8 protein-coding genes are annotated in these 11,318 nt (G+C 73.6%); 4 read left to right on the plus strand and 4 right to left on the minus strand.

Annotated elements, in window-relative coordinates:
- Positions 1 to 232: 232 nt before the first annotated feature.
- Positions 233 to 1,135 carry a PfkB family carbohydrate kinase gene (locus tag AB0R04_RS36865; protein WP_363378286.1) on the minus strand — a complete coding sequence of 301 codons (903 nt, stop codon included), beginning with the start codon at positions 1,133 to 1,135 and terminating at the stop codon, positions 233 to 235.
- A 465-nt stretch (positions 1,136 to 1,600) separates the two neighbouring features.
- Here AB0R04_RS36865 and AB0R04_RS36870 point away from each other — a divergent pair, with 465 nt between their 5' ends.
- The gene (locus AB0R04_RS36870; RefSeq protein WP_063350148.1) at positions 1,601 to 2,668 is read left to right on the plus strand and encodes an NUDIX hydrolase; all 1,068 of its coding nucleotides are present in this window, start codon (positions 1,601 to 1,603) and stop codon (positions 2,666 to 2,668) included.
- A 104-nt stretch (positions 2,669 to 2,772) separates the two neighbouring features.
- Complete coding sequence (locus AB0R04_RS36875; RefSeq protein ID WP_363378289.1) at positions 2,773 to 3,612, plus strand: DUF4184 family protein; 840 nt, start codon at positions 2,773 to 2,775, stop codon at positions 3,610 to 3,612.
- On the opposite strand, the gene AB0R04_RS36880 is transcribed toward AB0R04_RS36875, so the two are convergent.
- A complete protein-coding gene (locus AB0R04_RS36880) occupies positions 3,588 to 4,952 on the minus strand; it encodes a dipeptidase (protein WP_363378291.1) in 1,365 nt (454 codons plus the stop codon). The genes AB0R04_RS36875 and AB0R04_RS36880 overlap by 25 nt on opposite strands.
- A gap of 560 nt (positions 4,953 to 5,512) precedes the next feature.
- Here AB0R04_RS36880 and AB0R04_RS36885 point away from each other — a divergent pair.
- Entirely contained in the window at positions 5,513 to 6,664 is a 1,152-nt protein-coding gene (locus AB0R04_RS36885; protein ID WP_363378321.1) for a geranylgeranyl reductase family protein, read from the plus strand.
- Positions 6,665 to 6,818: 154 nt separating this feature from the next.
- On the opposite strand, the gene AB0R04_RS36890 is transcribed toward AB0R04_RS36885, so the two are convergent.
- Both AB0R04_RS36890 and AB0R04_RS36895 read right to left on the minus strand, forming a co-directional pair.
- The gene (locus tag AB0R04_RS36890) at positions 6,819 to 9,122 is read right to left on the minus strand and encodes a glycosyl hydrolase family 18 protein (protein ID WP_363378293.1); all 2,304 of its coding nucleotides are present in this window, start codon (positions 9,120 to 9,122) and stop codon (positions 6,819 to 6,821) included.
- A gap of 260 nt (positions 9,123 to 9,382) precedes the next feature.
- Positions 9,383 to 10,369: a helix-turn-helix domain-containing protein gene (locus tag AB0R04_RS36895; protein WP_363378295.1), complete on the minus strand. Its 987-nt coding sequence runs from the start codon at positions 10,367 to 10,369 to the stop codon at positions 9,383 to 9,385.
- Between the two features lie 118 nt (positions 10,370 to 10,487).
- Here AB0R04_RS36895 and AB0R04_RS36900 point away from each other — a divergent pair.
- Positions 10,488 to 11,318 (plus strand): MFS transporter (locus tag AB0R04_RS36900; protein WP_363378297.1); only part of this gene is annotated, 831 nt, incomplete at its 3' end.

The raw sequence follows: 11,318 nt of genomic DNA on the forward strand, positions 1-11,318 counted from the left end.
GGACGCGCGCCCGAATCGCCCAAGTACGTCCAGTACGAGGACGATTCGGGCGCACGCCCAGCCGGGCGCCCACCGCCGCGGGCTGATCCGCCAAGATCGACCGGACAGGACCTAGACAAGTGGGCGAGGGCGTTCGGGAGTTGTGGCCCGGGTGCCCCTGTTCGGGGCGGGCTGGGCCCGCCCGGCCGGCCTGGTCCGCCTGGCCCGCCCGGCGCCGTCGGGCAGTGGCTGGTCAGAGGTCGGTCGGGCGGGGGAGGGCGCCACGGGCGCCCAGGGCGGTGACGGCGAACGCGCCGGCGGCCACGGCGGTGGCGGCCGCGGCGGGGAGGGAGGCGCCGCGGGCGAGTCCGGCGGCGAGGGCGCCGCAGAAGACGTCGCCGGCACCGGTGGTGTCGACGACCTGGACGGCGGGGGCGGGGAGTCGGGCCGACCGTCCCTCGGTGGCGACCAGCGCGCCCTCGCCGCCGAGGGTGAGCACGACGCCGTCGGCGCGGCGGGCGAGGGCCCGGGCCGCCTCCTCGACGGTGGGGGCGCCGGTCAGCTGGCGGGCCTCGACGGCGTTGGCGACGACCAGGGGGCGGCGTCCGGTCGGACCGGTGTCGGGGAGCGAGCCGGCCGGGGCGGCGTTGTGCACCCAGTGGGTGCCGTCGGCCGGCAGGGCGGCGGCGGTCGCGCGGATGCACTCCTCGGGGACCTCGCCGCTGGTGAGGAGCACGTCGACGGGGAGCAGGTGCAGGCGGGCGAGTGCGGCGGTGACCTCGGCGGCGGTCAGGTGGGCGTTGGCGCCGGGGACGACGACGATGCTGTTCTCGCCGGCGGGGTCGACCATGACGATCGCCTGCCCGGTCGGCGCGTAGGGGTGGGTGAGCACGGAGCCCGTCTCGACCTCCGCGCCGCGCAGGACGGTGAGCGCGGCTTCGCCGTCGGCGTCGCGCCCGACCTTCGCGACCAGGTGGGCGGCGGCGCCCATGCGTGCCGCCGCCACCGCCTGGTTCGCGCCCTTGCCGCCGAACCCCTGGGTGGCGGCGGTGGCGAGGACGGTCTCGCCGGGGGCGGGGAGGACGGGGCAGCGGAGGATGCGGTCGGTGTTGACCGAGCCGATGACGATGACGCGGCCGACTGGGAGCAGCTTCATCGTTCCTCTGTACGTGCTGGGGTGCGCGCGGCGCAAGCGGGCGCCGGGGGGCGCGCGAGGGGCGCGGGGAAGAATATGTCGACCGGTCTACTGAATTATGCAGACCGGTCTAGAGATTGCCGGGAGAAATCTGTCGGTCGGTCTACATAGTCGGGTGGAGGGGGTGATGCGAGGTGATCTGGGGTGATGATGGCGCACAGGAAGTCGGGCAGGCCGACTTTCTGTGCGCGCAGGGTGTGAGCAGGGTGCAACTTTGATGTAGACCGGTCTACATATTTCTCCCGGAAGGCGGCTGGCCTGGGCACATGCCCCTGTCAAGGGGCGGGGTGGGGCGCAACGGCGGGCGCGGCGGGGAGGTATGGGGAGCGGCGTGGCGCGGGTACCACCACGGGTGGCGCTGGTTCGGCCGACGGGGGCGCTGCCCGGTGCGAACGGCATCGGGGCAAGTCGAGGGCAGGGGACGTTGTGATCGTCTGGGTCAATGGCACATTCGGGGCGGGCAAGACGAGTGCCTGCCGCGAGCTGGTGGAACTGCTGCCCGGGAGCGTGCTCTTCGATCCCGAGCTGGTGGGCTTCGGCCTGCGCCGGATGCTCCCGGCCGACCGGCTGGCGACGGTGTCCGACTTCCAGGACCTGGCGGCCTGGCGCCGGCTCGTCCCCGAGACGGCGGCCGCGCTGCTCAGTGAGGTCGCGGGCCCGCTGGTGGTCCCGATGACCCTGCTCAGGGAGGACTACCGGGACGAGATCTTCGGCGACCTCGCCTCCCATGGCATAGCGGTGCACCACTTCGTCCTGGACCCAGAAGAAACGATCCTGCGTCACCGCATCGCCCACCGCGACGAGTGCCCGGGAGATCCGGAGGCCAGCGAGCGGGTCCGCATGTGGTGCTTCGAGCACGTGGCCCGCTACCGGGCCGCCCGGCGCTGGCTGGTCGAGGACGCCCGGATGCTCGACACCAGCGAGCTCACCCCCCGCGAGACCGCCCACCGGATCGCCGAACTGGTCCGCGTCGGCGCCGCCCGCTGCCCGATCGTCCAGACCCCCGACCCGACCGGGGACACGGTGGCCTCCGCGGTCCTGTTCTTCGACGAACAGGACCGCGTCCTGCTGGTCGACCCGGTCTACAAACCCGACTGGGACTTCCCCGGAGGCGTGGTCGAACGCGGTGAGGCCCCCACCGACGCGGCCCTGCGCGAGACCGCCGAGGAACTGGGCCTGCGGCTCGACCCGACCGGGCTGCGCCTGCTCGCCGTCGACTGGGAGCCGCGCACCGGCCCGCGCCGCGGCGGCCTGCGCCTGATGTACGACGGCGGCCAACTGGACGCCGCCGCCCGCCAGAACCTGCTGCTCCAGGCGGAGGAGCTGCGCGACTGGCGCTTCGTCACCCTGGACGAGGCCGCCGACCTGCTGCCCCCGAGCCGCTACCGCCGCCTCGCCGCCGCCCTGGACGCCCGCCGCAGCGGCGAGTTGCGCTACCTGGAGGCGGGCCGCCGGGTCGCGCTCGGCCTGGCCAGCACGGCGGACGCGGCGTAGCCGCCCGGGGCGCCTGACGAGCCCGGGCGCCGGGCGGTCCAGAGGTGTTGGCCGCCGCCCCCGGGTGTTGGCTGATGGCCCGGCAGGGGCGGGAGGATGGGGGCATGCCGTTCACACTGAGCCACCCCGCCGCCGTCCTGCCCCTGCTGCGCGCCGCCGGGGAGCGCGGGCCGCTGGTCGCCTCGGCGCTGGTCGCCGGATCGATGGCGCCCGACGTCCCGTTCTTCGCCGAGTCGCTGCTGCCCGGGGTGTACGGCCACGGCGGTCTGACGCACCGCTGGTGGGCCGTGCCGACGCTGGACGTGGCGATCGCGGGCGCGCTGGTGGCCGGTTGGCACGGTCTGCTGCGCGCGCCGCTGGTGGCGCTGCTGCCCGACCGGTGGGCGGGCGCGGCCGAGGCACTGACGGTCCGGCGGCCCGCCGGAGGTGGGGCGGGTACGGGGGCGGCGTGGTTCGCGGCGTCGGCGGCGATCGGTGCGGCCACCCACGTCGGCTGGGACGCGTTCACCCACGAGGGCCGGCTGGGTGTCCGGCTGCTGCCGGTGCTGGACCGGGAGGTGGCCGGGGTTCCGCTCTACTCGGCGCTGCAGTACGGCAGTTCGGCGCTGGCCCTGGCCGCGATGGCGGGCTGGGCGGTGCGGGCGGTGCGGGGCGTGGAGCCGGTCCGCCCGGCCGTGGCACTCGCTCCCCGGGCGCGCCGGGCCGCCGTCACGGCCCTGGGCGCGGCGACGGCGGCCGGAGTGCTGCACCGGCTGGCCCCGCTGCGGCGGAACCTGATCCCGGAGTTCTGCTTCGGCGCCGGGGCCGGGCTCGCAGTGGGCGCGGTCGGTTACGCGGTGGTGACGGGTGCCGCCCGCAGGATCCGGGGCGGGCGGCCGGTGCCGGGGACCGCCGACGGCGGCCCCCGCACCAACGCGCGTCAGACCGAGCGCAGTTCGGCGTAGCGGCGGAGGAACAGGGCCTCGGAGAGGGCCATCCGCTCCAGCTCCTGCGGGTCGACGCTCTCGTTGACCGCGTGGATCTGGGTGGTCGGCTCCTCGACGCCGATCAGCACGATCTCGGCCTTCGGGTAGAGCGAGCGCAGCGTGTTGCAGAGCGGGATCGAGCCGCCCTCGCCGGAGGCGACCATCTCGGTGCCGAAGGCCTCGGCCATGGCCTCGCCCATCGCCTCGTACGCCGGGCCGGTGGTGTCGGCGTTGAACGGGGCGCCGGTGCCCTGACGTTCGACGGTCAGACGGGCGCCGAGCGGGACCTGTGCCTCCAGGTGGGCGACCAGCGCGTCCTGGGCGGCGGTCGGGTCGCTGCCCGGCGGGACGCGCAGGCTGACCAGGGCCTTGGCGGCGGCCTGGACGGAGGAGGTGGCGCCGATCACCGGCGGGGCGTCGATGCCGAGGACGGTGATCGCGGGGCGGGCCCACAGGCGGTCGGCGATGGTGCCGGTGCCGGTCAGGGCGACGCCGTCGAGCACCTTGGCGTCGGAGCGGAACTGTTCCTCCGGGTACTGGACACCGCTCCAGGTCTGGCCGCCGGTCAGTCCGGCCACCGCGACGTCGCCGTGCTCGTCGTGCAGCGAGGCGAGCATCCGGACCAGCGACTGCAGCGCGTCCGGGGCGGCGCCGCCGAAGGCGCCGGAGTGCAGGTTGCCGGCCAGGGTGGTGACCGCGACCTCGACGACCGTCATGCCGCGCAGCGAGGCGGTCACGGTGGGCAGGCCGGCGGCGAAGTTGCCGGTGTCGCCGATGATGATGGCGTCGGCGGCGAGCAGTTCGGGGTGGGCCTCGGCGTAGCGCTCCAGGCCGCCGGTGCCCTGCTCCTCCGAGCCCTCGACGATGATCTTCAGTCCGACCGGGTAGCTGTCGCCGTACGCCTGCCGCAGCGCCCGCAGGGCGGTCAGGTGCATCAGGATGTTGCCCTTGCAGTCGGCGGCGCCGCGCCCGTACCAGCGGCCGTCACGCTCGGTCAGTTCGAAGGCGGGGCTGAGCCAGGCGTTCTCGTCGAGCGGGGGCTGGACGTCGTAGTGCGAGTAGAGCAGCACGGTCGGCGCGCCCTGGGGGCCGGGCAGTTCGGCGTAGACGGACTGGGTGCCGTCCGGGGTGTCCAGCAGTTGGACGTTGGTCAGGCCTTCGGCGGCGAAGGCGTCGGCGACCCAGCGGGCGGCCTTCTCGCACTCCTCGACCGGGAACTGGCGCGGGTCGGCGACCGAGGGGAAGGCGACCAGTTCGGCGAGGTCGGTGCGGGCACGGTCCATCAGGGACCGGACGGCGTCGGCCAGCGGCTGTGACATCGGGGCTCCGAGGGGAAGGCTTCGCCCGAGGGGTGGTGCGGGCGGAGGGGGCGGTTTGGGTACCGCCGATCATAGGCGGACTCGAACAGTCCGATCGGGTGGTTTTACCCGGCGGTCCCGCCCGGCGCACCGTCTGGTGGATCGGTCCGATGGATCGCCCCGGGTTCGGTCCGGGTTCGGTCCGGTTTCGGTCTGGCGTTCGGGGCGGCGCGGCCAGCGGCGGGTCCGGCGGACGCATAGGATTGCTCGACGTGACTGACTCCGGAAGCTCCGATTCCCGCAGCCCACTCGACACCGAGGCCTCGCCGCTCGACGCCGAGGTGCCCGGACGGCCGTCAGGCCGGTCGTCAGGTCAGCCGTCAGGTCGGCCGTCAGGCGAGGCGTCCGAGGGGGCGCCCGAGACGGTGTCCGAGACCGGGACGGTGCCCGAGGCCGGGACCGAGACGGTGTTCGAAGCTGCGACCGAGGCTGGGACCGAGGCCGAAGCCGCGACCGAAGCCGAGACCGCGCCGAGGGCCGGTCGGTCGGCGCCCGAGCCGCTCGACGGCGTCTGGGACGTCGTGGTGGTCGGCGCCGGACCGGCCGGAGCCTCGGCCGCGCACGCCGCCGCCGTCCAGGGCCGGCGGGTGCTGCTCCTCGACAAGGCCGAGCACCCCCGTTACAAGACCTGCGGCGGCGGCATCATCGGCCCGTCCCGGGACAGCCTGCCGCCCGACTTCCGGCTGCCGTTGCAGGACCGCGTGCACGCCGTCACCTTCGCCTACGACGGGCGGTTCACCCGGACGCGTCGGTCCCGGCGGATGCTGTTCGGCCTGGTCAACCGGGACGAGTTCGACCTGCGCCTGGTGCAGGCGGCCAAGCAGGCCGGGGCGGTGCTGGTCACCGGAGTGACCGTCACCGGCGTCGAGCAGCGCGGCGGTGAGCACCGGACGGCGCTGGTGACGGCCGCCGACGGGCGCACCTTCGAGGCGCGCGCGGTGGTCGGCGCGGACGGCAGCGCGAGCCGGATCGCCCGGCACGTCGGCGTCACCTTCGACCAGATCGACCTCGGCCTGGAGGCGGAGATCCCCGTCCCTCCGCAGGTCGCCGCGGACTGGTCGGGCCGGATCCACCTCGACTGGGGCCCGCTGCCCGGCAGTTACGGCTGGGTGTTCCCGAAGACCGAGTCGAGCAGCCTGACCGTCGGCGTCATCTCGGCGCGCGGCGACGGCGAGCGGACCAAGCAGTATCTCGCCGACTACATCCGGCGGTTGGGGCTGTCCGGCTTCACCCCGAGCGTGGAGTCCGGGCACCTGACCCGCTGCCGGGCCGAGGACTCGCCGCTCTCCCGCGGCCGGGTGCTGGTCGCCGGGGACGCGGCCGGACTGCTGGAGCCGTGGACCCGTGAGGGCATCTCGTACGCGCTGCGCTCGGGCCGGCTGGCCGGCGAGTGGGCGGTGAAGGTCGCGGAGGCGGGCAAGGCGGCGGACGTGCGGCGCGAGGCGCTGAACTACGCGTTCGCCATCAAGGCCGGGCTGGGCGTGGAGATGCGCGCCGGCAAGCAGCTGCTGGGCGCCTTCGAGCGGCGCCCGTACCTGTTCCACGCGGCGGTCTGCCTGGTGGCGCCGGCCTGGCGGGCCTTCGCCCGGACCACCCAGGGGTACACCACCTTCGCGCAGGTGCTCCGGCAGTACCGGGCGGCCAGGAAGCTGGCGGCGATGGCGTCCCGGTGACGGGATGCCCTGAAAGCGGGTGCGGCCCTGGAGGCCCGTCAGGCACCTGGGGCACCTGGGGCACCTGCGGCACCTGAGGCGCGGGCCGGCGCTCCGTTGTTCTCGGAGCGCCGGCCCTTGCTGCCCCACCGGCCCAACGGGCCGTGCCCTCCGGCTATTTGAGCCCGGAGTCGAGTGCGTTGATGAGCGTGCCGGAGGGAGTGTCGCCGGACATCTCCCAGATCATGCCGCCGAGCAGGTTCTTCGACTTGAGGTAGGCCGTCTTCTGGGCGATCGACCAGGCGTCGTCGAAGGTCCACCACTGGCCGCCGGCTCCGGTGTAGCCGTACGTCGCAATGGACTTGGGGTCGTGGTACACGGTCAGGTTGGGGACGCCGGTGATGAGGTTGTTGTAGCCGCGGGTGCCGGCCTCCTCGCTGAACTGGCCCGGGGCCGCGCCGTTCGCGGACTGCCACACGCCGGAGGCGCCGCCGTCCGCCACGCCCTGCCAGCCACGCCCGTAGAACGGGAAGCCGATGGTGAGCTTGCGCGGGTTGACCCCGACGCCGAGGTAGGTCTGGACCGCCGCGTCCACGCTGAAGTGGAAGTTGTACGGGTCGTTCGGGTCGGCGTAGAGGTTGGCCTGGGGGCCGGTGCGGTTGGGCTCCCAGGAGTTGTCGCTGCCGGAGCCGTGGAAGTCGTAGCCCTGGACGTTGGCGATGTCCAGCGAGCTGAAGATCTTCGTGAGGTCCCAGCCCGCGGCGACCTTCGCCGGGTCGGCCGGGGTGAAGGCGGTGAGCAGCTTGTGCGAGCCGCCCAACGCGTCGAGCTGCTTGCGGAATTCGGCCAGCAGCAGAGTCAGATTGCCCTTGTCGTTGGCGCTCCAGTGGTTGCCGGCGTGGCCGTCCGCGGAGCCGGGCCACTCCCAGTCGAGGTCGATGCCGTCGAAGATCCCGGCCGCCACGCCGTCGCCGCCGGCGCCGTTGTAGACCGGCAGGTTGCCCTTGATCCACACGTCGAGGCAGGACTTGACGAACTTCTGGCGGGAGGCGTCGGTGGCGGCGACGTCCGAGAAGTACTTGGAGTACGTCCAGCCGCCGAGTGAGACGACCACCTTCAGGTTCGGGTACTTGGCCTTCAGCTTCTTCACCTGGTTGAGGTTGCCGCGGAGTTTGCCCCAGCCGTCGTCGGCCACGCCGTCCACCGACTGGTCGGCGCTCATCGGGCGGGCGTAGTCGGCGTCGGCGTCACCGGCGCCGGTGCCCTGGTCCGGGTCCTGCGGGTTGGCGGTGGTGCCCTTGGTGACGCCCGCCAGGCAGGTCAGGTTGACCGGATCGATGTTCTCGAAGGCGTAGTTGACGACGTCGAGCTTGGCCGCGCTGCCGGAGGTGTCGAGGTTCTTGACGAAGTACTGGCGGCCGTAGATGCCCCACTGGACGAAGTAGCCGACCCGGGCGTACTTTCCGGCGCCGACCAGGTCCGAGGTGGTGGCGGTGAGCGGGGTGGAGGCGGGCGAGGCGTTGTCGGCGGGGTCGCGGGCCTTCACGGTGAACGTGTAGGTGGTGGACGGGGACAGGCTGCCGACCGTCGCGGTCAGGGTGCCGCCGCCGACCGTCGCCACCAGCGTGCCGCCCTGGTAGACGTCGTACGCGGCGACCCGGACGTTGTCGGTCGCGGCGTTCCAGGCGAGCGTGACGTCCGACGAACTGACCGCCGTGGTGCGGAGGTTGGTCGGCGCGGTGGGCGGGACCGGGTCGGTCGACGGGTCGAAGGTGGCGGCGGTGACGGGCGCGCTGAGTGGTCCGGTGTTGCCGCGGCTGTCCTTGGCCCGGACGGTCAGCGTGTACGTGGTGGCCGGGGTGAGCCCGGTGAGCAGGGCGCTGGTGGTGGTGCTGGAGCCGACCGCGGTGGCGCCGTTGAGCACGTCGTAGGAGGCGACCGGGAAGTCCCCGCCGGTGGCGACCGGCCAGGTCAGGGCGAGCGTGTGCGCGGTGGACTCGGTGACCGCCGGGGTGCCCGGCGCGGACGGCGGGACGTCGGCGGTGCCGTCGCACTTGTCGCCGTTGATGCGGCAGTTGGTGGGGGTGGCGACCGGGCCGTTGCCGACGAACCAGAAGCTGTACGGCTCGGTGGTGCTGTGGGCGTTGACGGTGGCGTTGTAGAACGCGTTGGTCGCGGTGACGTGCTGGCCGTTGACGGTGGCGGTGCCGTTGTAGCTGTTGCCGATGGTGACGCCGGCCGGCAGGTCGAACTCCAGGGTCCAGCCGGTCACGGCGGTGGCGTTGTCGTTGTGGACGATGTAGGTGCCCTGCCACCAGGAGCCGTTGTTGGCGGTGGTGAAGGCGGCGGTGAGCTTTCCGGCGGCGTTCGCCGGGGCGGCCAGCGCGGTGAGCGCGGCGAGGGGCAGGAGCAGGACGGAGAGCAGTGCCAGCAGTCTGCTGCGCACGCGCGGGCGCCTGGCCCGGGATCGAGCGGACATGGTTCTCCCTGTGACTGTGGGGGTTGGACAGGGTGACGTAGAACCGCTGTGCTTGGTGCGTGTGCGATGGGTGCCCGCGCCGTGGGGAGGCGGGGCATGGGCACTGTAGGAGGACTGGACCAATGCGTCAACAGGTCTGTACCACTGGGTAGTTGGGGGATTCGTCGGGGTGGTGCGGGCCGGTCGGGGGCTGCGGGGCGAACAGGTGACAACTTTCAGATAACAGATAACAGATGTTGAAATCTGTTATCTGTTACTTGTCACCTGTTCGCCCCCGTCAGCTCGTCCCCGAGCGGGCTGCGCAGGTACAGCACCGAGCGGCCGTGCCGGGCCCGGGTGACCAGGCCGGTGGCGGCGAGGACGGACAGGTGCTGGCTGACCGCGCCGGGGGTGACGCCCAGCCGGTAGGCGAGGTCGGTGGTGGAGGCGGGTTCGGCGAGCAGGGCCAGCAGTCGGGCCTTCGGCGCGCCGACCAGCGCCTCCAGCGCCCGCGGCGGCACCGGCGTCCCCGGGCCGGCCATGCCCGCCTGGCCGCGCGCCGGGTAACTGATCTGCGGCGCACGCTCGTTGCTGATCATCGTGATCGCGCCGCGGGCGAAGAAGGTCGGGATGAGGACGAGGCCGCGGCCGTCCACGGCGGTCTCCGCGTCCCAGTCCGTCCACCGGCGGTTGATCGACAGGACGCCGTCCTCCCAGTGCAGCCGGTGGTCCAGGTCGGCGAAGAGCGCCGCCGCGCCGTGCTGGGAGAGCAGCCGGGCCCGGTAGACCAGGTCGGCGTCCAGGACCGCACGGGCCTGCGGCCACCAGGACGGCGCGAGGCAGACCTCCCAGTACTCCTCCAGCGCGTCGGCGATCCGCTGCAACAGTCGCGCCGGGTCGGCCAGTCCGGCGGCGAGCGTGGCGGGCAGGGGCCGCCCGTGCGGCAGGAAGACCTGCTCCAGTTCGGGGCGCAGCTGCTCCGGCGGCAGCGCGCGGACGGTGGCCAGCTCGGTGCGGAAGTCGGCGGCGGGCGAGGCCGGGCGGGGCGTCAGGAAGTCGGGGATCCAGCGGTTCCCGGCGATGAGTGACAGCAGCAGCGTGGAGTCCAGCCGTTCGAAGGCGGGCCGGAGCCGTTCGAAGGCCGGGGTCTGGAGCTGGTAGACGCCGGGGTGGGTCCACATGCGCAGGCTGAGCGAGGCCTCCTGGATCGGGGAGACGGCGAACCAGGTGGTGGCGAGGTCGGCCAGGCCGAGCGTGAAGCGGTGCACGGGGGTGCTCTCCTGCGGCGCGGCGCATGGGCGCCGGGGCTGGGGCGCGTGGGGCGCGTGGTTTTAGCCAGAGCCTAAAGGAGTACCGGACCGGGCCGTCGGGCGGTGTGATCAGCACATGACCACCACCTCGCCGGCGGAGACGTCCGGACCCGACCCCGCCATGCCCGGAGGCGCCGCCATCACGGTAAGCACCGCAAGCACCGCAGACACCGCAGACACCGCAACGATCGCAAACCCCGGAGACACCGCAGACCCGCAGGCCGGCGGCGGGCTCGTCAGCGTCGTGCGACGGCGGCTGCACCCCGACCCGATGGTCCGGCGGCTGGCCGGGATCACTCTGGTCAACACGATCGGCAGCGGCCTGTCCCTGTCCGTCGCGGTGCTGTTCTTCACCCGGGTGCTCGGTCTGAGCCCCGCCCAGCTGGGGCTCGGGCTGACCGCCGCCGGCCTGTGCGGCGTCGTCGCGAGCGTGCCGGCCGGGCGGGCCGCCGACCGTTGGGGCGCCCGGCCGGTGCTGGTCGCGCTGGTCGCAGTGCAGGCGGTCGGCACCGCCGGGTACACGCTCGTGCACAGCTATCCGGCCTTCGTGGTGCTGGCCTGCGGGGTCGCGGCCGTCGACCGCGGGTCCGCCGCCGTGCGGAATGCGCTCTACGCCGAGGTGCTGCCGCCCGACCGCCGGGTGGCGGGCCGGGCCTACCTGCGGGTGGTGACCAACGTGGGCATCTGCCTGGGGACGGCCGTCGGCGCGATCGCGCTCCAGGTGGACACCAAGCCGGCCTATCTGACGGCGATTCTGGCCGACGCCGCTTCCTTCGTGGTCGTCGCCGTGCTGTTCCACCGCCTCCCCGCCCACCGCCTCCCCGCCCACCGCCTCCCCGCCCACCGCCTCCCCGCCCACCGCCTCCCCGCCCACCGCCTCCCCGCCCACCGCCTCCCCGCCCACCGC

Origin of the sequence: Kitasatospora sp. NPDC056731 (assembly GCF_040687675.1) — a bacterium.
In the GTDB taxonomy this organism is placed as follows: Bacteria; Actinomycetota; Actinomycetes; order Streptomycetales; family Streptomycetaceae; genus Kitasatospora.

What these genes read in the sequence shown, in the direction of transcription:
- AB0R04_RS36880 (WP_363378291.1), bottom strand. Translation starts at nt 4,952, where the DNA reads ATGTCACAGCCGCTGGCCGACGCCGTCCGGTCCCTGATGGACCGTGCC.
- AB0R04_RS36865 (WP_363378286.1), bottom strand. Translation starts at nt 1,135, where the DNA reads ATGAAGCTGCTCCCAGTCGGCCGCGTCATCGTCATCGGCTCGGTCAAC.
- AB0R04_RS36875 (WP_363378289.1), top strand. Translation starts at nt 2,773, where the DNA reads ATGCCGTTCACACTGAGCCACCCCGCCGCCGTCCTGCCCCTGCTGCGC.
- AB0R04_RS36890 (WP_363378293.1), bottom strand. Translation starts at nt 9,122, where the DNA reads ATGTCCGCTCGATCCCGGGCCAGGCGCCCGCGCGTGCGCAGCAGACTG.